Origin of the sequence: Mycobacterium bohemicum DSM 44277, from assembly GCF_001053185.1 — a bacterium.
Lineage (GTDB): Bacteria > Actinomycetota > Actinomycetes > Mycobacteriales > Mycobacteriaceae > Mycobacterium > Mycobacterium bohemicum.
This window is the reverse complement of sequence record NZ_CSTD01000001.1, coordinates 40,528-62,052: the sequence shown is the minus strand read 5'-3', so window position 1 is coordinate 62,052 and position 21,525 is coordinate 40,528. Positions and strand designations below refer to the sequence as shown.

The following is a 21,525-nucleotide window of genomic DNA, read 5'->3' as shown; positions in this document are numbered from 1 at the left end:
TCGCATTGCCAGTAGTAAGTACCCACCCTCTTACGATGGTGAACATGACCGGTCCGGTTTCGCTGGAGGTGGCCGGACGCGAGGTCACCATCACCCATCCGGACAAGGTGATGTTCGCCGAGCACCGCGGCGCGCCCGCGCGTACCAAGCTCGATCTGGTCCGCTATTACCTGTCGGTCGCCGAGGGGGCGCTGCGCGGCGTGGCCGGCCGCCCGATGATCCTGAAGCGTTTCGTCAAGGGCATCACGGAGGAGGCCGTGTTCCAGAAGCGGGCGCCGGCCAACCGGCCGGACTGGGTGGACGTCGCCGAATTGCATTATGCGCGTGGCACTTCCGCCGCCGAAGCCGTCATCCACGACCCCGCGGGGTTGGCGTGGGTGATCAACCTGGGCTGCGTCGACCTCAACCCGCACCCGGTGCTGGCCGGCGACCTCGACCACCCCGACGAGCTGCGCGTGGACCTGGACCCGATGCCCGGCGTCTCCTGGGGGGACATCGTCGGGGTCGCGATGGTGGCCCGCGAGGTGCTGGAGGATCACGGCCTGGTCGCGTGGCCGAAGACGTCGGGGTCGCGCGGGTTCCACATCTACGCGCGGATCGCGCCGCGCTGGGACTTCCGGCAGGTGCGACTGGCCGCCCAGACCGTCGCCCGTGAGGTCGAACGCCGGGTGCCCGACGCGGCGACCAGCCGCTGGTGGAAGGAGGAGCGGCAGGGCGTGTTCGTCGACTTCAACCAGAACGCCAAGGACCGCACCGTCGCGTCGGCGTACTCGGTGCGGGCGACCCCGGACGCGCGGGTCTCCACGCCGCTGAGCTGGGACGAGGTCCCCGGCTGCGATCCGGCTGCCTTCACCATGGACACCGTGCCCGGCCGGTGCGCCCAGATCGGCGACCCGTGGGCGGGGATGGACGAGACCGTCGGGGAACTGGATCGGCTGCTGATGCTCGCCGAGGAGCTGGGCCCACCGGAGCGGGCGCCGAGAGGCTCGGGCACGCGGGGCGACGGCCGGCGCCGGTCGGTGATGCCGCTGATCGAGATCGCCCGCACCAAGACCAGGGACGAGGCGATGGCGGCGCTGGACACCTGGCGCGCCCGCCACCCCGACGCCGCCCGGCGGCTGGAGCCGGCCGACGTCCTGGTCGACGGGATGCGCGGCCCGAGCTCGATCTGGTACCGCATCCGGATCAACCTGCGGCACGTCCCCGCCGCCGAGCGGCCGCCGCAGGAGGACCTGATCGCCGACTACAGCCCGTGGGCCAACTACCAGCAGCGCTAGACCCCTGAGCGCGCCTTGCCGTTGCGCAGGTAGCGGTACCAGGTGACGCCGAGCAGGACCAGGAAGAACCCCATGTAGAACCGCAGGGCAGGCTCGATGCTGCCGAACTGCGACTTCGACCAGGCGTACGCCAGCGGCACGATGAACCCGCCGAAGGCGCCGACCGACGAGATGACGCCCAGGGCGCCCGCGGCCTGGCGGCGCATCTGCACCATCGTGCCGGGATCGCCGCCGGCCAGCTCGCCCTTGACCTTGAAGATCCGCGAGATCATCCGGTACGTCGAGCCGTTGCCGATGCCGGTGGCGACGAACAGGAACATGAAGCTGGCGAAGAACACCGGCAGGTTCTTGGCGTTGACGGACCACAGCGCCGCCGCGGCCCCGGCCGCCAGCATCGCGAAGCTGACGGCGGTGATGCGTCCGCCGCCGATCCGGTCGGCGAGCCTGCCGCCCAGGGGGCGGAGGACCGAGCCGATCCCGGCGCCCAGAAAGGCCCACGCCAGGGCGATGTCGCCGCGCCCGAACACCGTCTTGAGCAGGGTGGGGAAGGCCGCCGAGTAGCCGATGAACGACCCGAAGGTCCCGATGTAGAGCAGCGACATGATCCAGGTGTCGGAATGCCGCAGCGACTGCCACACCGGCTTGACGTCGGCTTTCGCCTCGGTGAGGTTGTTCATGAACAGGAACGCGCACACGGCGGCGACGACCGCCAGCGGAACGTAGAACAGCCCGGCCCGCGCCAGGGCAACGCCGCCGCCGGTGATCACGATCGGCGGGATGATCTTCTGCACCACCGCCACGCCGATGTTGCCGCCGGCCGCATTGAGGCCCAGCGCCCAGCCCTTGTCCTTCTCCGGGTAGAAGAACGAGATGTTGGCCATCGACGAGGCGAAGTTGCCGCCGCCGAGGCCGGCGGTCGCCGCGACGGCCAGCAGCACCCCGTAGGGCAGGTCCGGATGGCTCACGGCCCAGGCCAGCAGCAGGCACGGGATCAGCAACAGGGCCGCCGAGATCGTCGTCCAGTTGCGGCCGCCGAAGACCGGCACCGCGAACGTGTAGGGCAGCCGCAGGAAGGCGCCGACGCCGCTGGGCACGGCGACCAGGCACAGCGCCTGGCTGGCCGTGAGCGCCCAGCCCGACGCGGCGGCGTGCGCCGGGTGCCCGGACGCGGCCGGGCCTGACAGGGCGGTCATGTGGACCACCACGATGCTCCACAGCATCCACACGCTGAACCCGACGTGCTCGGCGAAGATCGAGAACACCAGGTTGCGACGCGCGACGGCCTTGCCGGTGCTCTCCCAGAACGCCGGGTCCTCGGGCCGCCAGTCGTCGATCCAGTGCCGTCCCTTGTGGTGCTCGGGCGCGGGCGCAAAGTCGGGAGTGGTCGTCCCGAGAACTTGGGTCATCGTGGGGCCCCCTGTGACGCGTGCGTTGACCCACCTGACGCTAGGGACCCGCTGTTACCGGGCCGGGTGAGCGCAGTTACGCCGCGGATACCAAGAGATCGCAACGGGCCGGGTGGCGCTGTCAGAAAGATTTGGCGGCCCACCCGCCGGCGGCGAAAAGCCGCGCGGCGGTGCAGGTCAGCGCGGAGAACGCGATAATCTCACGCGATGAGTCGATGGAATCGACGGGGATTTTTGCAGCTCGCGGCGACCGGCGGGATCGCCGCGGTCGCCGCGGCGGCGTGTTCGTCGAGCAAACCGGCCGGCGGCACCGCGGGCGGCGGATCGGTGACGATCACCCACCTCTTCGGGCAGACCGTCGTCAAGGAGCCCCCCAAGCGCGTCGTGAGCGCCGGGTACACCGAGCAGGACGACCTGCTCGCGGTGGGTGTGGTGCCGATCGCGGTGACGAACTGGTTCGGCGACCAGCCGTTCGCGGTGTGGCCGTGGGCGCAGCCCAAACTCGGTGGGGCGCAGCCGGTGGTGCTGAACCTGGACAACGGGATCCCGGTCGACCAGATCGCCGGGCTCAAGCCGGATCTGATCGTCGCCGTCAACGCGGGTTTGGACGCCGACACCTATCAGAAGCTGTCGGCCATCGCGCCCACCATCGCCCAGTCGGACGGCGACGCGTTCTTCGAGCCGTGGAAGGAGCAGGCGAGCGCCGTCGGTCAGGCGGTGTTCAAGGCCGATCAGATGAAGTCGCTGATCGACGGAGTCGACAAGCAGTTCACCGATGTCTCCCAGAAGAACCCGCAGTGGAAGGGCAAGAAGGCCCTGCTGATGGAGGGCACCCTGTGGCGGGGCACCGTGGTCGCGACGCTGGCCGGCTGGCGGACCGACTTCTTGAACCAGATGGGCCTGGTGATCGCCGACAGCATCAAGCCGTTCGGCACCGATCACCGCGCCATCATCCCGCGCGACCAGATCAAGACCGTGCTGGACTCCGCCGACGTGCTGATCTGGACCACCGAGAGCCCCGACGACCAGAAGGCGCTGCTTGCCGACCCCGACGTGGCCGGGTCACTGGCCACCGCCGGGAACCGGAACATCTTCACCACCAAGGACCAGGCCGGTGCGATCGCGTTCGCGTCGCCGCTGAGCTATCCGGTGATCGCCGATCAGCTGCCGCCGCTGATCGGCAAGGTTCTGGGCTGACTCGGCTAGCTCGACGGTGGCGTGTTTGAGCGTTCGCTAAGGCAGCTCTGGCAGTGCTCGAAAATCTCTCGGCACCCCCTCCCGCCGCCCGCGACTGGAAGTTACCGTCGAGTAATGAGCGTGTCCGACGTTTCCGTCGACCTGTCGGCCCACCTGGCCGGCAACACCGTCTGGGACTACGGCGACCAGGCGCTGATGGTGCAATGTGGCAGCACCGCCGAGGTATTGGCGTGGGCGGCGGCGCTGCGGGAGGCCGCCCTGCCCGCCGTCGTCGACGTCGTTCCCGCCGCCCGCACCGTGCTGGTCAAGCTCGACGGGCCCGGCCACCAAGGCGTCATCCGCCACCGGCTGCGCCGGATGCGGGTCACCGCCGAGGACGCGGGCCCGCAGCACCGCGGGGCCGACGTGGTGATCGACGTCGTCTACGACGGTCCCGACCTCGCCGAGGTCGCCGATCGCACCGGGCTGACCGTTGCCCAGGTGATCGAGGCCCACACCGCCACCCCGTGGCGGGTCGGATTCAGCGGCTTCGCACCGGGTTTCGCGTACCTGGTCGATGGCGACCCACGACTGCGCGTGCCGCGCCGCGCCGAGCCGCGAACCGCCGTGCCCGCCGGATCAGTCGGGCTCGCAGGCGAATTCAGCGCGGTATACCCGCGGCAGTCGCCGGGGGGCTGGCAACTGATCGGCCGCACCGACGCGGTGATGTGGGACCTGCAGCGGCCCGACCCCGCCCTGCTGACGCAGGGCATGTGGGTCCGGTTCCGGGCCGCGTGAGACGGGAGACTGCCGTGGCCAACAAGAAGATCACCCTGGAGATCCTGCGCACCGGGCCGCTCGCCGTCATCCAGGACCTCGGCCGGCCGGGGCTGGCGCACCTCGGCGTCAGCCGGTCCGGGGCCGCCGGCCGGGCCCACCGGCTGGCCAACCGGCTCGTCGCCAACCCCGACGACCGGGCCACCGTCGAGGTGACGCTCGGTGGTTTCGCGGCCCGGGTCCGCGGCGGCGACGTCGACATCGCGGTTACCGGGGCCGACACTAACCCGGCCGTCAACGGAATCACGTTCGGCACCAACAGCATTCACCACGTGCGCGACGGTGAGGTGATCGCCCTGGGAGCACCGCGCGCCGGGCTGCGCAGCTACCTGGCGGTGCGCGGGGGCATCTGCGTGCAGCCGGTGCTGGGCTCGCGCAGCTATGACGTGATGTCGGCTATCGGCCCGGCACCATTGCGGGCCGGGGACCGGCTGCCGGTCGGCGACCACACCGATGACTATCCCGAGCTCGACCAGGCGCCGGTGGCCGCTATTTCCGAGCACCTGGTGGAGCTGCTCGTCGTGCCCGGCCCCCGCGACGACTGGCTCGTCGACCCCGACGCCCTGGTGCACACCATTTGGATGGCCACCGACCGCAGCGATCGGGTGGGGATGCGGTTGGAGGGCCGCCCGCTGCAGTACCGCTATCCGGACCGCCAGCTACCCAGCGAGGGTACCACCCGCGGTGCAATCCAGGTGCCGCCCAACGGTTTACCAGTAATCCTGGGACCCGATCACCCCGTCACGGGCGGCTATCCCGTTGTCGGCGTGCTGATCGACGAGGACGTCGACAAGATCTCTCAGGTTCGGCCGGGCCAGTATGTTCGGCTGCACTGGGCGCGTCCCCGCTCACCGGTGGCCGCCCCGGTCGAATCGATCGCCGGCGCCGGCCCGGAAGGCCCGACGTACTCCTGACTTTCGCGCACCATGTATTGCGCGTCACACCGACGTCCAAGCGCGGCCGAAATCACTTGCTGTCGAATTACTTTGTCGTTCTCCAGGGATCTACCAGATAACTCCGATTCAATTTACAGGCGATATCGGCCGATTGGAGTTGACGGATCTCCGGCGCAAATGTGAGCATCGAAATACACGGCGCGGCACGCCCCTTCACCGAAGGATCGGCACTCGCTCCTGCGCGGCGTAATCGGCGTAATCCACTGCCTCAACCACTTTCGCCGGCGGGCGGCCGATGCGAACGCCCGATGTGAGAAACCATCGAGGAAAGGTGACCATCACACATGGGCCGCAACCATCGCATCACGGATTGGGATCCGGAAGACGGCGCGGCCTGGGATGCGGGCAACGGGCTGATCGCGCGGCGCAACCTGCTGTGGATGGTCGCCTGCGACCACATCGCCTTCGGGGTCTGGACCCTCTTTCCGGTGCTGGCGCTGTTCATGCCCCAGGGCGTGTACGGCTTCTCGGCGGCCGACAAGTTCCTGCTCGGCGCCACCGCGACGTTGGTCGCGGCATGCCTGCGCATCCCATATTCGTTGGGCATCGCCACCTTCGGCGGCCGTAATTGGACGGTGTTCTCGATCGTCGCGTTGCTGGTGCCGACCGCCGGCGCGATCTGGCTGCTGGCCCACCCGGGGCTGCCGCTGTGGCCATACCTGGTGTGCGCGGCGCTGTCCGGAATGGGCGGCGCCAACTACGCCGCGTCGATGACCAATACCAACTTCTTCTACCCGCACCGGCGCAAGGGCTTTGCGCTCGGGCTCAACGCCGGGGTCGGCAACCTCGGGGTGCCGATGATCCAGTTGGTCGGCCTGCTCGTCATCGCCGTCGCGGGCCATCGACAGCCCTACTGGGTGTGCGGGCTCTACCTGGCTCTGCTGACGGTGGTCGCCATCGGGGCGTCCCGGTACATGGACAACCTGGAGCACGCCACCTACGACGTCACCCACCTGCGCTCGATCCTGTCCGAACACGACACCTGGGTGCTCGCCCTGTTGTACCTGGGCACCTTCGGTTCCTGGATCGGGTTCTCGTTCGCCTTCGGCCAGGTACTGCAGATCGGTTTCGTCGGCACCGGGCAGACCCACGCGCAGGCCGCGCTGCATGCCGCCGAGTTGGCCTTCATCGGCCCCGCGCTCGGTTCGGTGGCCAGGATCTACGGCGGCCGGCTGGCCGACCGCGTCGGCGGCAGCCGCGTCACCCTGGCGGTGTTGGCCGCCATGGGCGTCACCACCGCGCTCCTGATCGCCATCAGCACGCACGAGGACCACTCGCCGGGCCTCACCGGTGCGGGCACCATGGTCGGCTACGTCTGCGGATTCCTGGTGCTGTTCATGCTCGCCGGGCTGGGCAACGGGTCGGTATACAAGATGATCCCCTCGGTGTTCGAGGCGCGCAGCCACCGGCTCGAGCTGTCCGAAGCCGAGCGCCGACGCTGGTCACAGGCCACCTCGGGGGCGGTGATCGGATTTGTCGCCGCATTCGGCGCGCTCGGCGGCGTCGGCATCAACCTCGCCCTGCGCCAGTCCTACCTCAGCACCGGCACCGACACCCTGGCCTTCTGGGCCTTCCTGGCGTTCTACATCACCGCCGCGGTGCTCACGTGGGCCCGTTATGTGCGCCGGCCCAGGCCGGCGAGCGCGGGGTCGCCCGACGCCAACGCACAATCCGAGCCCGCCCGGGTGTGAGCGTGTCGGCAACCGGGGCAATGGAGCGGCAATTGCCGGGTAACGCCGCCGAAACGTCCGAGGCTTACACAGGTCGTATGGGGGTCCGGGCGAGACCAACGCCGCTGGCCGGTTATCGCATCGCCGTGACCTCGTCGCGGCGCGCCGAGGAGCTGTGCGCACTCCTGAGCCGGCATGGCGCCGAGGTGTGCAGCGCCCCCGCGATCACCATGATCGCGCTGCCCGATGACGACGAATTGCACAGCCACACCGAGGCGCTGATCGCCGAGCCGCCCGACATCCTGGTCGCCCACACCGGCATCGGCTTTCGCGGCTGGCTGGCCGCCGCGGAGGGGTGGGGGCTGGCCAACCCGCTGATCGCGGCGCTGTCGTCCAGCCGGATCGTGTCGCGCGGACCGAAGGCCACCGGCGCGCTGCGCGCCGCGGGTCTGCACGAGGAATGGTCGCCGGACTCCGAATCCTCGCACGAGGTGCTGGAATACCTGCTCGAATCGGGCGTGTCGGGCCGCCGCGTCGCCATCCAGCTGCACGGCGCGGCCGACGCGTGGGATCCCTTCCCCGAGTTCGTCGGTGGCCTGCGCGCCGCCGGGGCCCAGGTGGTGCCGATCCGCGTATATCGTTGGAAGCCAACACCTTTGGGTGGCGACTTCGACCAGCTGGTCACGGGAATCGCGCGTCGGCAGTTCGACGCGGTGACCTTCACCTCGGCGCCCGCCGCGGCCGCGGTCCTGGAACGCGGCCGCCAGCTGGACATCGAGGACCAGCTGCTGGAGGCGTTGCGCACCGACGTGCACGCGATGTGCGTCGGCCCGGTCACCTCGCGGCCGCTGATCCGCAGGGGCGTGCCGACATCGGCGCCCGAACGGATGCGGTTGGGAGCCTTGGCCCGCCACATTGCCGAGGAGCTACCGCTGCTGGGGTCGTGCACGGTCAAGGCCGCCGGTCACGTCGTCGACATCCGCGGAACCTGCGTGCTGGTGGACGGTTCGATCAAGCCCTTGTCGCCGTCCGGGATGGGGATCCTCCGCGCGCTCGCGCAACGACCCGGCGACGTGGTCGCGCGCAACGACCTCTTGCGGGCCCTGCCCGGCAGCTCCAGCGATCCCCACGCGGTCGACACCGCGGTGCTGCGGCTGCGAACGGCCTTGGGCGACAAGAACATCGTCGCGACGGTGGTCAAGCGGGGCTACCGGCTGGCGATCGACGAGGCGGCCGGTCTCCCATGACGCTGATCCTGGCCGCGCACGGCACCCGCAATCCGGCCGGTGTCGCGATGATCGAGGACCTCGCGGACCGCGTCGGATGGCTGCTGGGCCGTCGGGTGCAGGTCGCGTTCGTCGACGTGCTCGGGCCCACCTGCCAAGAGGTGTTGGCGCGGGCGTCGGCAGCATCACCCGGTCGGCCCGCCGTCGTGGTCCCGGCCTTCCTGTCCCGCGGATATCACGTGCGCACCGACGTACCGGCCCAGGTTGCGGCCAGCGGGCATGCGAGGGCGGTCGTGACGCCGGCGCTTGGGCCCAGCGGCCAGATCAGCCGGATCGTCGGGGACCAGCTGGCGCAATCCGGTTGGCGGCCAGGCGATTCGGTGGTCCTCGGGGCGGCCGGCACCTCGGACCCCGTCGCGCGCGCCGACCTGTACGTCACGGCGACTGCGCTGTCCGCGCTGCTCGGGTCGCGGGTGCGGCTTGGATTCGCGTCCACCGGTAGCGTCGGCGAGGCCGTCGCCGCCGCTCGCCGCGACGGCGCGCGGCGCGTCGCGGTCGCCTCCTACCTGCTGGCCGACGGCCTGTTCCAACAACGACTGCACGAGTGCGGCGCCGACTCGGTCAGCCAGCCGCTGGTGACCCATCCCGGGTTGGCACGCCTGATCGCCAACCGGTTCCGCAGCGCCATGCCGGGATTGCCGGGCCGGACGGCGCGGCGCGCCGCCTGATGAGGCGCGCCGACACCGCCGGCGCTTGATCTTTGGCACTATCAGGGCGATCCTGGCACCATGCCGCGTCGCGAAGAGGAATCGCACGGGCTCCTCGATCCGGTCGCGAAGATGCTGCGGTTGCCGTTCGGCACACCGGAGTTCATCGACCGGATCGTCACCGGCGGGGTCAACCAGGCCGGCCGCCAGTCCTTGCGCCTGTTGATCACCACCTGGGACGCCGCCGGCGGTGGCCCGTTCGCCGCCAGCGCCGTCGCGTCGACGGGCATGGCGAAGACCGCGGAGACCGTGCAGAGCATGTTCATCGGACCGGTCTTCGGCCCGCTGCTCAAGGTGCTGGGAGCCGACAAGGTGGCCGTGCGGGCATCGTTATGCGCTTCCCAGCTCGTCGGTTTGGGCATCATGCGCTACGGCGTGCGCTCGGAACCCATTCACTCGATGTCGGTGGACGCCCTCGTCGACGCGATCGGCCCGACCATGCAGCGCTACCTCGTCGGCGATATCGGCTAGCCGGCGAGTCGCGCGATCTGGACGTGGCGGTCGGGCGTGAGCCGCACCTGGTAGACCGGCACGCTGACCCGCGGATCGTCCAGGCAGGAACCGTCTTCGAGTGAGAAGGCCTGCTTGAGGATCGGCGATTGCACCGTGGCGCGCCCGCCGCGGTCGCCGACGATGCCCCGCGACAGCACCGCCGCCCCCGAGAACGGGTCGACGTTGCCGATGGCGCGCAGGGATCCGTCGTCGAGGCGGAACAGCGCCGCCTGCGTGCCGTCGTCGAGCAGGACACCCACGCCGCGGCCGGGGATCAGGTGGTCGTACGCGCACGCGGTGGTCCACAGCCCGGTGTCGCGAACGTCATTGAGCAGTGTCATTGTTTCTCCCCGGTTATGAACGGACCTGCGGCATGCCAATGGGCACAGGGACTTTGCGCCCGGCACGTTCGGTGAAGGCGATCGTCGAATCGACGGCGTCCGGGGCGTTGACGAAGGACACGAACCGCGACAGCTTGTCCGGGTCGTCCAGCACCCCTTTCCATTCGCACTTGTAGTTCTGCACGTGCCGCTCCATGGCGGCTTCGAATTCCGCGGCCAGGCCCAGCGAGTCCTCGCACACCACCTCCCGCACGTGGTCGAGGCCGCCCTCGAGCGAGTCGACCCACGGCGCGGTGCGCTGCAGCCGGTCGGCGGTGCGGATGTAGTACATGAGGAACCGGTCGACGTAGCGGACGAGCGTCTCGGTGTCGAGGTCACTTGCGAGCAGCTGAGCGTGCTTGGGGGTCATGCCGCCGTTGCCGCCGACGTAGAGGTTCCACCCCTTCTCGGTGGCGATGACGCCGACGTCCTTGCTGCGCGCCTCGGCGCATTCGCGCGCGCACCCCGACACACCCAGCTTGATCTTGTGCGGCGCCCGCAGTCCCCGGTAGCGCAGCTCCAGGTCGATGGCCAGCTGCACCGAGTCCTGCTGGCCGTAGCGGCACCAGTCGCTGCCGACGCAGCTCTTGACCGTGCGCAGCGCCTTGCCGTAGGCGTGCCCGGACTCCATGCCGCCCTCGACGAGCCGCTTCCAGATCTGCGGCAGCTGGTCCACCCGGGCGCCGAACATGTCGATCCGCTGGCCGCCGGTGATCTTGGTGTACAGGCCGAAGTCCTGGGCGATCTGGCCGATCAGGATCAGGTGCTCGGGCTTGATGTCACCGCCGGGCACCCGCGGCACCACCGAGTAGCTGCCGTTGCGCTGGATGTTCGCCAGGAAGTGGTCGTTGGAATCCTGCAGCGAGGCCTGCTCGCCGTCGAGGATGTGATCCGATCCGGTGGAGGCCAGGATCGAGGCGACAACGGGTTTGCAGATGTCGCAACCCTTTCCGCGGCCGAAGCGCTCCAGCAGGCCGGAGAAGGTCCGGATCTCGGTGGCGGAGATGATCTCGAAAAGCTCCGCCCGCGACTGGCTGAAGTGCTCGCACAGCGCCTTCGACTGCTCGACGCCCTCGGCCTCCAGCAGCTGCTTGAGCAGCGGAACGCACGAGCCGCAGGAGGTGCCCGCGGCCGTGCACGACTTGAGCGCGGGAACGTCGGCGCAGCCGCCCGCGATCGCGCCCTTGAGGTCGCCCTTGGTCACGTTGTTGCAGGAGCAGATCTGCGCCGAGTCCGGAAGCGCGCCCACGCCCAGCGCCGGCGCCTCTCCGGATGCCGGCGCGATGAGCGCCAGCGGATCGCCGGGCAACTCGCTGCCGACCATGGGCCGCAACACCCCGTACGCCGACGCATCGCCCACCAGCACGCCGCCGAGCAGGGTCTTGGCGTCATCGGACAGCACGAGCTTGGCGTACGTGCGATTGACCGCGTCGTTGACGATGACCTCGAGGCAGTTCTCGCTGGCTCCCATCGCGTCACCGAAGCTGGCGACGTCGACGCCCAGCAGCTTGAGCTTGGTCGACAGGTCCGCCTCGCCGAATTCCGCCGCCCCATCCAGCAGCCGGTCGGCCACCACCTCGGCCGAGGTGTATCCCGGACCGACCAGGCCGTAGCACCGTCCGCCGATCGCGGCCACCTCGCCGACCGCATAGATGTCAGGATCGCTTGTCCGGCAGGACAAATCGGTGAGCACGCCACCCCTGTCGGCGAGCTCCAGCCCGGCGGCCCTGGCCAGCTCGTCACGGGGCCGGATGCCCGCGGCGAAGATGACCAGCGCGGCGTCGATCACCTGGCCGTCGGTCAGCCGGACGCGCACCGCGTCGTCGACGGGTTCGATCGATTCCGTGCCCGTGCCGACGTGCACGGCGATCCCCAGCTCGGTGATCATCCGGGCCAGCAGCGCGCCGCCGCCCTCGTCGACCTGCTGGGCCATCAGCCGCGGCATCATCTCGACCACGTGGGTCTGCAATCCGAACTGCCGCAGCGCATTGGCGGCTTCCAGGCCCAGCAGACCGCCCCCGATGACCACACCGGCGGGCGCGCGGCCGGCCTCGACCGCGCGCCGGGCGTCGGCGCGGATGGCGTCGAGGTCGTCGAGCGTGCGATACACGTGGCACGCCGGCAGGTCGTGGCCGGGCACCGGCGGGACGAAGGCATACGAGCCGGTGGCCAGCACGAGGCTGTCGTAGCCGTGCCGTTGCCCGTCGGCGGTGACCACCGTTTTGGCCTCGCGGTCCACCTGGACCACGCGCGAGTTCAATACCAGCCGAACGCGTTCGTCACCCTCGTAGTCGTTGCCGGGCAGCGCCAACAGCGTGCGGTCCCAGCTCTCGGTGTAGGAGGTCAGCCCGACGCGGTCGTATGCCGCGTCGGCCTCCTCGCCGAAAACCGTGATGCGCCAAGATCCCCCGGTGTCACGAGCACGCAGCGCCTCCACCAGGCGGTGGCCCACCATGCCGTGTCCGACTACGATAATGTGACGGCCCGCACAGTGATCGTGCGAAATCCCGTCTGCAGTCATGGAATTCAGCGTAGGCGCCAAAAATTAAGGCGGATCCGCCCAATGTGACGGGGGGATGACACCCGTCTCACACCTCACACCCCGGGCCTGTGATCTTGTTCGCTGACGGCGAACGGCCGAGTGGAACTTTAGCGTGGTCGGCTCATGTTTCTAGAAACAGCCGACCGGTAAGGCGCCGGTCACAGCTCACTCACAACGAAGCATAAGGAGATCCCCATGAGCAACCTCGCACTGTGGTCGCGGCCGGCGTTCGACACCGACCGGTGGTTGCGCGACTTCTTCGGTCCCGCCACGCCGGCGGACTGGTCCAAGCCGGTCGCCGGGGGCTTCACCCCCGCCGCCGAGGTCGTCAAGGACGGCGACGACGCGCTGGTACGCGTGGAACTGCCGGGCGTGGACGTCGAGAAGGACGTCAACGTCGAGGTCGAGGGCGGGCGCCTGGTCATCCACGGCGAACACCGCGACGAGCACGCCGAGGAGCGGGACGGGCGCACGCTGCGCGAGATCCGGTACGGATCGTTCCGCCGGTCGTTCCAGCTGCCGGCACACGTCACGGGCGAGGCCATCACGGCCTCCTACGACGCCGGTGTGCTGACCGTCCGGGTTGCCGGCGCGTACGCCGGAAGCCAGGCGAAGCGCATCGAGATCACCAAGTAATCCCCGCGCAGCGATACGATCCGGCGAGGCGCACGCCTCGCCGGATCGTCGCGCGTGAGCCCGAAACCCTTGGGGTGCTTGGGCTTTACGCCCAGCTGGCCGGTAATTCCCCAGTCCGGGCGGCCCGCGGGAAGGGCCCGTCGGCAAGACCGCCAGGTCCCCCGGCCGGCGCGGCCGCAGCAAACGGCCGGCGCGCTCGGCCGGCGTGGCGTGATCGGGCCCGCCCCGGTGCTCCCTCGATCGTCTGACATCGGGCGCATCCCGCGGATACTATCGATGCAATCCTGTGATCCCCACCACCTTGTTTGGCTAAGGAGATGCGTTGACGAGTACCACTGGCAACGCCGAACTCGCCGAGCTGCACGACCTCATCGGCAGCCTGCGGCGGTGCGTCAGCTCCATGCGGGACCGCTACGGCGACAGCCCGGCCATGCGCCGGATCGTCATCGACGCCAACCGGATCCTGTCCGACGTGGAGCTACTCGACAGCGACGCCTCGGAGTTGGACCTCGCGCGCGCCACCGTGCAGCACTCCGGTGAAAAGGTCGTCATTCCCGACACCGAGTACGACAGCGAATTCTGGCGCGATGTCGACGACGAGGGTGTCGGGGGTCACAGCAGGTCCTGACAACCAAACCCCCCGGACAAAGGGGGGTGCTTCCTGTGTACTCTTCGAGCAGACAGCCCGTTCGAAGAGGAACACTACATTGAGCGCACCAACGGCGAACCGTCCTGCGTCGGGTGTCTTTTCACCCACCCGCGCCCAGATTCAGCAAAGATCCCTGCGCACTGACCGGTGGTGGATGTCGCCGCTGCGAATCGACCTGGGCTTCGCCGCATTCCTCATCTATGCGACGGTGCGCGCGTTCCAACAGGACTACTTCTTCGTCCCGAAGTACCACTACCTGACGCCGTTCTACTCGCCCTGCGTGAGCACGGCCTGCGGCGAGGCCCACGACTTCTGGCCGCAGATCCTGCCCAACGTGTGGTGGTTGCCGTACGCGGCGCTGACGCTGCCGTTCCTGCTGCTGTTCCGGCTCACCTGCTACTACTACCGCGGCGCCTACTACCGCACGGTGTGGCAGTCACCGAGCGCCTGCGCGGTGGCCGAGCCCCGCGTGCACTACACCGGGGAGACCCGGTTGCCGCTGATCATCCAGAACAGCCACCGCTACTTCTTCTACATCGCCGGCATCATCTCGGTGATCAACACCTACGACGCCATCATCGGGTTCCACTCCGACTCCGGCCCGCACGGCTTCGGCTTCGGCCTGGGCAACCTGATCATGGTGGGCAACGTCATCATGCTGTGGATCTACACGCTGTCCTGCCACTCGTGCCGGCACGTGACCGGCGGGCGGCTCAAGCACTTCTCCAAGCACCCGGTGCGGTACTGGATCTGGACCCAGGTCAGCCACATCAACACCCGGCACAAGATGTTCGCGTGGATCACGCTGGGCACCCTGATGGTCACCGATTTCTACATCGCGCTGGTGGCCGGCGGCGCCATCAGCGACCTGAGATTTGTTGGCTGACAGCCATTTCCAAAAGAATCAGAATCTAGCGAGGGTTTCATGGTTGAGGTCGAACGGCACGCCTACGACGTAGTCGTCATCGGCGCCGGCGGCGCGGGGCTGCGCGCGGTCATCGAGGCGCGCGAACGCGGTCTGCGGGTCGCGGTGGTGTGCAAGTCGCTGTTCGGCAAGGCCCACACGGTGATGGCCGAGGGCGGCTGCGCGGCGTCGATGGGCAACACCAACCCGAAGGACAACTGGCAGACCCACTTCGGCGACACGATGCGGGGCGGGAAGTTCCTCAACAACTGGCGCATGGCCGAGCTGCACGCGAAGGAGGCGCCGGACCGGGTCTGGGAGCTGGAGACCTACGGCGCCCTGTTCGACCGCCTCGCCGACGGCAAGATCAGCCAGCGCAACTTCGGCGGGCACACCTACCCGCGGCTGGCACACGTCGGTGACCGCACCGGCCTGGAACTGATCCGCACGATGCAGCAGAAGATCGTCTCACTGCAGCAGGAGGACTACGCCGAGCTCGGCGACTACGAGGCTCGGATCAAGGTCTTCGCCGAGTGCACGATCACCGAACTGCTCAAGGACGGTGACGCGATCGCCGGGGCGTTCGGCTACTGGCGCGTCAGCGGCAAGTTCGTCGTGTTCGAGGCGCCCGCGATCGTGCTGGCGACCGGTGGGATCGGCAAGTCGTTCAAGGTGACGTCGAACTCGTGGGAGTACACCGGCGACGGGCACGCCCTGGCGCTGCGCGCCGGCGCGACGCTGATCAACATGGAGTTCGTCCAGTTCCACCCCACCGGCATGGTGTGGCCGCCCAGCGTCAAGGGGATCCTGGTCACCGAGGGCGTGCGCGGTGACGGCGGGGTGCTGAAGAACTCCGACAACAAGCGGTTCATGTTCGACTACATCCCGCCGGTGTTCAAGGGCCAGTACGCCGAGACCGAGCAAGAGGCCGACCAGTGGCTGAAGGACAACGACTCGGCCCGGCGCACCCCCGACCTGCTGCCCCGTGACGAGGTGGCCCGCGCGATCAACTCGGAGGTCAAGGCCGGCCGCGGCAGCCCGCACGGCGGGGTCTACCTCGACATCGCGTCCCGGCTGACGCCCGCGGAGATCAACCGGCGCCTGCCGTCGATGTACCACCAGTTCAAGGAGCTGGCCGGCGTCGACATCACCAAGGAGCCCATGGAGGTCGGCCCGACCTGTCACTACGTGATGGGCGGCATCGAGGTCGACGCCGACACCGGTGCGGCCAAGGTTCCGGGGCTGTTCGCCGCCGGCGAGTGCTCCGGCGGCATGCATGGCTCCAACCGGCTGGGCGGCAACTCCCTGTCGGACCTGTTGGTGTTCGGCCGGCGCGCCGGCCTGGGCGCCGCCGACTACGTGCGCGCGCTGAGCAGCCGGCCCGGTGTCTCCCAGGACGCCATCGACACGGCGGCCAAGCAGGCGCTGGCTCCCTTCGAGTCACCGACGAACGGGTCTGCCGCCGAGAACCCGTACTCCCTGCAGCTGGAGTTGCAGCAGTCGATGAACGACCTGGTCGGCATCATCCGCAAGTCGGACGAGATCACCGAGGCCCTGGGCCGGCTCGCCAAGCTGCGCGAGCGGTTCAAGCACCTGCACGTCGAGGGGCATCGCGAGTACAACCCCGCGTGGAACCTGGCGGTCGACCTGCGCAACATGCTGCTGGTCAGCGAGTGCGTCGCGAAGGCGGCGCTGGAGCGCACCGAGAGCCGCGGCGGTCACACCCGCGACGATCACCCGTCGATGGATTCGTCGTGGCGCAAGGTGCTGCTGGTCTGCCGCGCGGCCGGCGGCGACGAGGTGATCCCCGAGGTCTCCATCACCCGCGAAGAGCAGCAGCCGATGCGGCCGGATCTACTCGAGCTCTTCGAGATCTCCGAGCTGGAGAAGTACTACACCGAGGACGAGCTGGCCGACCACCCAGGACGGAGAGGCTGATGACCTACAACGCGACCATGCGCGTGTGGCGGGGCGACGACGCCGGCGGCGCGCTGCAGGACTTCACGGTCGAGGTCAACGAGGGCGAGGTGGTGCTCGACATCATCCATCGCCTGCAGCAGACGCAGACGCCCGACCTGGCCGTGCGGTGGAACTGCAAGGCCGGCAAGTGCGGATCCTGCTCGGCGGAGATCAACGGCTACCCCCGGCTGATGTGCATGACCCGGATGTCGACCTTCGCCGAGGATGAGGTCGTGACGGTCACGCCGCTGCGGGCCTTCCCGGTGATCCGCGACCTGGTCACCGACGTCTCCTTCAACTACGAGAAGGCCCGGGAGATCCCGTCGTTCGCGCCGCCCAAGGAACTGCAGCCCGGCGAGTACCGGATGGCGCAGATCGACGTCCAGCGCTCGCAGGAGTTCCGCAAGTGCATCGAGTGCTTCATGTGCCAGAACGTCTGCCACGTGATCCGCGACCACGAGGAGAACAAGCAGGCGTTCGCCGGCCCGCGGTTCCTGATGCGCATCGCCGAACTCGAGATGCACCCGCTGGACACCATGGACCGCCGCAACCAGGCGCAAGAGCTGCACGGCCTGGGCTACTGCAACATCACCAAATGCTGCACCGAGGTGTGCCCGGAGAACATCAAGATCACCGACAACGCCCTGATCCCGATGAAAGAGCGGGTCGCCGACCGCAAGTACGACCCGGTGGTCTGGTTGGGGAACAAGCTGTTCCGTCGCTGATTGACCTCGCGCGTCGCGAACCTGCGCTCACGGCGTCGAGCCTGCGGTGGCGGCGCCTCGATGGCGCGATTGCCCGCCCTGAGCGCAGGCTCGGCGGGTGCCGGGCGGGCTCAGGCGGTCGAAGGGTGGGACGTTTAGCCGCCGAGGCGGCGAAATGCGCTGCGGTGGAACACGATCGGCGCCACTTCGGCGTCAATGGTGACCTCGGTGACCCGGAGCACCACGATCGTGTGGTCCCCGGCCGGGATCATCTGCTCGATCGCGCTCTCCAGCCACAGGCCGGTGCCCTTGATGAAGACGGCGCCGCTGTCCTTGGACACCGTCTGCAGGCCGGCGAACCGGTCACCCGTCTTGGCGGCCAGGGTTCGCGCGGCCTCGTCGTGCGACTCGCCCAGCACGCTGATCCCCAGCATGGGCAGGTCCTTGAGCTTGGGCCAGGTGGTCGAGGTGTTCTGCACGCAGAACGAGACCAGCGGCGGGTCCAGCGACACGGGAACGAAAGTGCTGGCGGCCAGTCCGTGCCGCACCCCTTCGACCTCGGCGGCGATGGCCACCACGCCCGACGGGAAATGGCCGAACGCCTCGCGCAGGGTGGATGCCGTCAGCTGCTTTGTCGAGTTCAAGGGCTTCATTCCCCTCGCGGCCGAGGAACGGATTTCGGTTGTCGGACGACCCTACCTAACCTACTCCCGGCCGTCACCGCCAACCGGCCGATAACCGTGTGCGGCGGCCACATCGGGATGGGCCCGCACCCTGCTCTTCCACGCGTTGAGGCCGTAGACCGGAAAGATCGGATCGGACGGGTCGGCGGCCACGGCGGGTGCCTCCGATTCCCCGGGCATCGCGAGGACCGGTATCCGCGCGTCCAGTCGCGGATTGAAGAAGTAGGCCACCGAAATCCGCTCGCGCGCCGAGGATCCCAGGTCCACCCGGTGCTCGGTGGCCCTGAGGTGGCCGCCGGTCGCCGCCTCGAGCAGCTCGCCGATGTTGACGATGAACGCGCCGTCCATGGGCGGTACGTCGATCCAGCCCCGTCCGGGCCGTCGCACCTGCAGGCCCCGGGTGCCCGGCTCCGCCATCAGCAGGGTGAGCACGCCCGCGTCGCGGTGCGGCCCGACCCCCTGCGGGCTCGCCGCGCGGGCCGGATAACGGATGATCTTGATCAGCGTCGCGGGAGTCTCGGCGAAGGCCGGGTCGAAGATCTCGGGCGGGCCGCCCAGCGCGGCCGCCCAGTGCCGGAGCAGGCGGCGCGCCACCGACGACAGCGCGGTGTCCCACTCGGCGACGATGCCGGGCAGTCCGGGTAGCGCCGCCGGCCATTGGTTGGGACCCTGCAGCCACAGGTAGTCGGGCTTGCCGGGCCCGCCGATCGCCGGACGCTCCGGGCCGATGTCGATCTGCTCGCGCCAGTCCACCTCGCCGCGGGTGAGCTCCCCGCCCATCCGCGTGTAACCGCGGAAGTGGGGGCTGCGCACCATCGCGACCGCGTCCTTGTCCGCCTGGGGCAGCGCGAACAGCCGCCGGGCCGCGTCGAGCACCCGGTTACAGAGAACCTGGGGCACCCCGTGGCCGGCCAGGTAGAAGAACCCCACCTCGTGGGCGGCCCGGCGCAGGCCGTCGCGCAGCGGCCCGGCGTCGGCCCGAAGGTCCACCACCGGGAGCGCGGTGACGCTACTCACCTTTGTCATCCCTCAATGATCTCCGCTGGTCACGGCTGTTGTCCCGGGGTTCCCAACCGGTTGGTTAGTTAGACGGTGAAATTTAGGTCACACTCGCTTGCGCGGAACTGCCGACAGCGATAGTTTTACAGAGTTACTGGTGGGTAACTTAGACCTAGTACCCAACCACAAGTGGCATTCTCAACGAGGAGGAACGTAGTGGGCCACTACAAGAGCAACGTCCGTGACCAGGTTTTCAACCTATTCGAGGTATTCGGCGTTGACCAAGCTTTAGGCCAGGGGGAGTACGGCGACCTAGACGTCGACACCGCCCGGGAAATGCTCAATGAGGTAAGCCGGCTCGCGGAGGGACCCGTCGCCGAGTCGTTCGTCGAAGGCGACCGCAACCCGCCGGTGTTCGACCCGAAGACTCACTCGGTGACGCTTCCGGAGTCGTTCAAGAAGTCGGTGCGCGCCGTCCAGGAGGCCGGCTGGGACAAGATCGGCATCGAAGAGGTTCTCGGCGGCATGCCGATGCCCAAGGCGCTGGTGTGGGCGCTGCACGAACACATCCTGGGCGCCAACCCGGCCGTCTGGATGTACGGCGGCGGCGCCGGATTCGCCAACATCATCTACCACCTCGGCACCGAGGAGCAGAAGAAGTGGGCGATGCTGTGCGCCGAGCGCGGCTGGGGCGCCACCATGGTGCTCACCGAGCCGGACGCCGGCTCGGACGTGGGCGCCGGGCGGACCAAGGCCACGCAGCAGGAGGACGGCTCCTGGCACATCGAGGGCGTGAAGCGGTTCATCACCTCGGCCGACTCCGACGACCTGTTCGAGAACATCGTGCACCTGGTGCTGGCCCGCCCCGAGGGCGCCGGCCCCGGCACCAAGGGGCTGTCGCTGTTCATCGTGCCCAAGTTCCTGTTCGACCCCGAGACCGGTGAGCCGGGCGAGCGCAACGGCGTGTTCGTCACCAACGTCGAGCACAAGATGGGTCTGAAGGTCTCGGCGACCTGCGAGCTCTCGTTCGGCCAGCACGACGTGCCCGCCAAGGGCTGGCTCGTCGGCGAGGTGCACAACGGCATCGCGCAGATGTTCGACGTCATCGAGATGGCCCGGATGATGGTCGGCACCAAGGCCATCGCCACGCTGTCGACCGGCTACCTGAACGCCCTGGAGTACGCCAAGTCCCGGGTGCAGGGCGCCGACATGACCCAGATGACCGACAAGACCGCACCGCGGGTGGCCATCACGCACCACCCCGACGTGCGCCGGTCGCTGATGACCCAGAAGGCCTACGCCGAGGGTCTGCGGGCGCTGTACCTGTTCACCGCGACCTACCAGGACGCGGCGGTGGCCGAGAAGCTGCACGGGGTGGACGCCGAGCTGGCCGTGAAGGTCAACGACCTGATGCTGCCGGTGGTCAAGGGCGTCGGCTCCGAGCAGGCCTACGCCAAGCTGACCGAGAGCCTGCAGACGTTCGGTGGGTCCGGCTTCCTGCAGGACTACCCGATCGAGCAGTACATCCGGGACTCCAAGATCGACTCGCTCTACGAAGGCACCACCGCCATCCAGGCGCAGGACTTCTTCTTCCGCAAGATCGTCCGCGACAAGGGTGTGGCGCTGGCCCACGTGTCCGGTGAGATCCAGAAGTTCGTCGACAGCGAGTCCGGCAACGGGCGGCTCAAAACCGAGCGCGAGCTACTCGCCAAGGCCCTGGCCGACGTGCAGGCGATGGCCGCCTCGATGACCGGCTACCTGATGGCGGCGCAGGAGGACGTGTCCAGCCTCTACAAGGTCGGCCTGGGCTCGGTGCGCTTCCTGATGAGCGTCGGTGACCTGGTCATCGGCTGGTTGCTGCAGCGTCAGGCCGCCGTGGCGGTAGAGGCGCTGGACGCCGGCGCCACCGGCGCGGAGCGGTCCTTCTACGAGGGCAAGATCGCGGTGGCGTCGTTCTTCGCCAAGAGCTTCCTGCCGCTGCTGGCCGGAACGCGCGAGGTGATCGAGACGCTGGACAACGACATCATGGAGCTCGACGAGGCCGCCTTCTAGGCCCCCAGCACGCGAAATCCCCCCGTTCGTTCCGGACGGGGGGATTTGCATGCGGCCCCACGACACATAACGTGCGCCCACGACACGCCGACGCCGGTGTGCGTGGTTTATGTCTGACGAAAGGCGGGGGCAGGTAAAAGACCACCGACGAAAAGACCGCCGCTGGATCCCCTCACTCCAGCGGCGGTCCGTTTCGCACGCCCGTCCGAT

General features: G+C 68.7%; 19 protein-coding genes. 14 read left to right on the top strand and 5 right to left on the bottom strand.

The window, feature by feature from the left end; genetic code table 11:
* The first annotated feature begins 35 nt into the window (after window positions 1–35).
* Window positions 36–1,277, top strand: a complete 1,242-nt coding sequence (locus BN971_RS00280; protein ID WP_085182181.1) for a DNA polymerase domain-containing protein — start codon at window positions 36–38, stop codon at window positions 1,275–1,277.
* Here the strand turns inward: BN971_RS00280 and BN971_RS00275 are convergent.
* Window positions 1,274–2,683: an MFS transporter gene (locus BN971_RS00275; protein ID WP_085182182.1), complete on the bottom strand. Its 1,410-nt coding sequence runs from the start codon at window positions 2,681–2,683 to the stop codon at window positions 1,274–1,276. The genes BN971_RS00280 and BN971_RS00275 overlap by 4 nt on opposite strands.
* Before the next feature lie 207 nt (window positions 2,684–2,890).
* Here BN971_RS00275 and BN971_RS00270 point away from each other — a divergent pair, with 207 nt between their 5' ends.
* From BN971_RS00270 to BN971_RS00240, 7 genes are all read left to right on the top strand, one after another.
* Window positions 2,891–3,880 carry an ABC transporter substrate-binding protein gene (locus tag BN971_RS00270; RefSeq protein ID WP_085182183.1) on the top strand — a complete coding sequence of 330 codons (990 nt, stop codon included), beginning with the start codon at window positions 2,891–2,893 and terminating at the stop codon, window positions 3,878–3,880.
* 114 nt (window positions 3,881–3,994) lie between these two features.
* Window positions 3,995–4,657: a 5-oxoprolinase subunit B family protein gene (locus BN971_RS00265; RefSeq protein WP_085182184.1), complete on the top strand. Its 663-nt coding sequence runs from the start codon at window positions 3,995–3,997 to the stop codon at window positions 4,655–4,657.
* Window positions 4,658–4,686: 29 nt separating this feature from the next.
* A complete protein-coding gene (locus BN971_RS00260) occupies window positions 4,687–5,610 on the top strand; it encodes a 5-oxoprolinase/urea amidolyase family protein (protein ID WP_090349958.1) in 924 nt (307 codons plus the stop codon).
* A gap of 326 nt (window positions 5,611–5,936) precedes the next feature.
* A complete protein-coding gene (locus BN971_RS00255; protein WP_085182185.1) occupies window positions 5,937–7,343 on the top strand; it encodes an MFS transporter in 1,407 nt (468 codons plus the stop codon).
* Window positions 7,344–7,420: 77 nt separating this feature from the next.
* Entirely contained in the window at window positions 7,421–8,569 is a 1,149-nt protein-coding gene (locus BN971_RS00250) for a uroporphyrinogen-III synthase (protein ID WP_085182186.1), read from the top strand.
* A complete protein-coding gene (locus BN971_RS00245; RefSeq protein ID WP_085182187.1) occupies window positions 8,566–9,276 on the top strand; it encodes a sirohydrochlorin chelatase in 711 nt (236 codons plus the stop codon). The genes BN971_RS00250 and BN971_RS00245 overlap by 4 nt, the downstream gene beginning before the upstream one ends.
* Window positions 9,277–9,336: 60 nt before the next feature.
* Window positions 9,337–9,786, top strand: coding sequence for a TetR/AcrR family transcriptional regulator (locus BN971_RS00240; RefSeq protein ID WP_085182188.1), 450 nt, complete (start codon window positions 9,337–9,339; stop codon window positions 9,784–9,786).
* Here the strand turns inward: BN971_RS00240 and nirD are convergent.
* A complete protein-coding gene (gene nirD, locus BN971_RS00235; RefSeq protein WP_085182189.1) occupies window positions 9,783–10,148 on the bottom strand; it encodes a nitrite reductase small subunit NirD in 366 nt (121 codons plus the stop codon). The two genes, BN971_RS00240 and nirD, sit on opposite strands and share 4 nt — an antisense overlap.
* A 13-nt stretch (window positions 10,149–10,161) precedes the next feature.
* On the bottom strand, window positions 10,162–12,708 hold the full coding sequence (gene nirB / locus BN971_RS00230) for a nitrite reductase large subunit NirB (RefSeq protein ID WP_085182190.1): 2,547 nt from the start codon (window positions 12,706–12,708) through the stop codon (window positions 10,162–10,164).
* A 216-nt stretch (window positions 12,709–12,924) separates the two neighbouring features.
* Between nirB and BN971_RS00225 the strand changes: the two genes are divergently transcribed.
* From BN971_RS00225 to BN971_RS00205, 5 genes are all read left to right on the top strand, one after another.
* Window positions 12,925–13,365, top strand: coding sequence for an Hsp20/alpha crystallin family protein (locus BN971_RS00225; RefSeq protein WP_085182191.1), 441 nt, complete (start codon window positions 12,925–12,927; stop codon window positions 13,363–13,365).
* A gap of 322 nt (window positions 13,366–13,687) precedes the next feature.
* Window positions 13,688–13,993: a hypothetical protein gene (locus BN971_RS00220; RefSeq protein WP_085182192.1), complete on the top strand. Its 306-nt coding sequence runs from the start codon at window positions 13,688–13,690 to the stop codon at window positions 13,991–13,993.
* A 79-nt stretch (window positions 13,994–14,072) separates the two neighbouring features.
* Window positions 14,073–14,900, top strand: a complete 828-nt coding sequence (locus BN971_RS00215) for a hypothetical protein (RefSeq protein ID WP_085182193.1) — start codon at window positions 14,073–14,075, stop codon at window positions 14,898–14,900.
* 39 nt (window positions 14,901–14,939) lie between these two features.
* Window positions 14,940–16,856 carry a fumarate reductase/succinate dehydrogenase flavoprotein subunit gene (locus BN971_RS00210; protein ID WP_085182194.1) on the top strand — a complete coding sequence of 639 codons (1,917 nt, stop codon included), beginning with the start codon at window positions 14,940–14,942 and terminating at the stop codon, window positions 16,854–16,856.
* Window positions 16,856–17,602, top strand: coding sequence for a succinate dehydrogenase/fumarate reductase iron-sulfur subunit (locus tag BN971_RS00205; RefSeq protein WP_085182195.1), 747 nt, complete (start codon window positions 16,856–16,858; stop codon window positions 17,600–17,602). Before BN971_RS00210 ends, BN971_RS00205 begins: the two co-directional genes overlap by 1 nt.
* A 134-nt stretch (window positions 17,603–17,736) precedes the next feature.
* On the opposite strand, the gene BN971_RS00200 is transcribed toward BN971_RS00205, so the two are convergent.
* Window positions 17,737–18,225, bottom strand: a complete 489-nt coding sequence (locus tag BN971_RS00200; protein ID WP_085182234.1) for a flavin reductase family protein — start codon at window positions 18,223–18,225, stop codon at window positions 17,737–17,739.
* A 60-nt stretch (window positions 18,226–18,285) separates the two neighbouring features.
* A complete protein-coding gene (locus tag BN971_RS00195; RefSeq protein WP_085182196.1) occupies window positions 18,286–19,290 on the bottom strand; it encodes an isopenicillin N synthase family dioxygenase in 1,005 nt (334 codons plus the stop codon).
* Window positions 19,291–19,479: 189 nt separating this feature from the next.
* Here BN971_RS00195 and BN971_RS00190 point away from each other — a divergent pair, with 189 nt between their 5' ends.
* On the top strand, window positions 19,480–21,315 hold the full coding sequence (locus BN971_RS00190) for an acyl-CoA dehydrogenase (RefSeq protein WP_085182197.1): 1,836 nt from the start codon (window positions 19,480–19,482) through the stop codon (window positions 21,313–21,315).
* Window positions 21,316–21,525 lie beyond the last annotated feature (210 nt).

Excerpts from the sequence above, each read along its gene's own strand:
- BN971_RS00280 (WP_085182181.1), top strand. The coding sequence starts at position 36 with ATGGTGAACATGACCGGTCCGGTTTCGCTGGAGGTGGCCGGACGCGAG.
- BN971_RS00275 (WP_085182182.1), bottom strand. The coding sequence starts at position 2,683 with ATGACCCAAGTTCTCGGGACGACCACTCCCGACTTTGCGCCCGCGCCC.
- BN971_RS00270 (WP_085182183.1), top strand. The coding sequence starts at position 2,891 with ATGAGTCGATGGAATCGACGGGGATTTTTGCAGCTCGCGGCGACCGGC.
- BN971_RS00265 (WP_085182184.1), top strand. The coding sequence starts at position 3,995 with ATGAGCGTGTCCGACGTTTCCGTCGACCTGTCGGCCCACCTGGCCGGC.
- BN971_RS00255 (WP_085182185.1), top strand. The coding sequence starts at position 5,937 with ATGGGCCGCAACCATCGCATCACGGATTGGGATCCGGAAGACGGCGCG.
- BN971_RS00250 (WP_085182186.1), top strand. The coding sequence starts at position 7,421 with ATGGGGGTCCGGGCGAGACCAACGCCGCTGGCCGGTTATCGCATCGCC.
- BN971_RS00245 (WP_085182187.1), top strand. The coding sequence starts at position 8,566 with ATGACGCTGATCCTGGCCGCGCACGGCACCCGCAATCCGGCCGGTGTC.
- BN971_RS00240 (WP_085182188.1), top strand. The coding sequence starts at position 9,337 with ATGCCGCGTCGCGAAGAGGAATCGCACGGGCTCCTCGATCCGGTCGCG.
- nirD (WP_085182189.1), bottom strand. The coding sequence starts at position 10,148 with ATGACACTGCTCAATGACGTTCGCGACACCGGGCTGTGGACCACCGCG.
- nirB (WP_085182190.1), bottom strand. The coding sequence starts at position 12,708 with ATGACTGCAGACGGGATTTCGCACGATCACTGTGCGGGCCGTCACATT.
- BN971_RS00225 (WP_085182191.1), top strand. The coding sequence starts at position 12,925 with ATGAGCAACCTCGCACTGTGGTCGCGGCCGGCGTTCGACACCGACCGG.
- BN971_RS00210 (WP_085182194.1), top strand. The coding sequence starts at position 14,940 with ATGGTTGAGGTCGAACGGCACGCCTACGACGTAGTCGTCATCGGCGCC.
- BN971_RS00205 (WP_085182195.1), top strand. The coding sequence starts at position 16,856 with ATGACCTACAACGCGACCATGCGCGTGTGGCGGGGCGACGACGCCGGC.
- BN971_RS00195 (WP_085182196.1), bottom strand. The coding sequence starts at position 19,290 with ATGACAAAGGTGAGTAGCGTCACCGCGCTCCCGGTGGTGGACCTTCGG.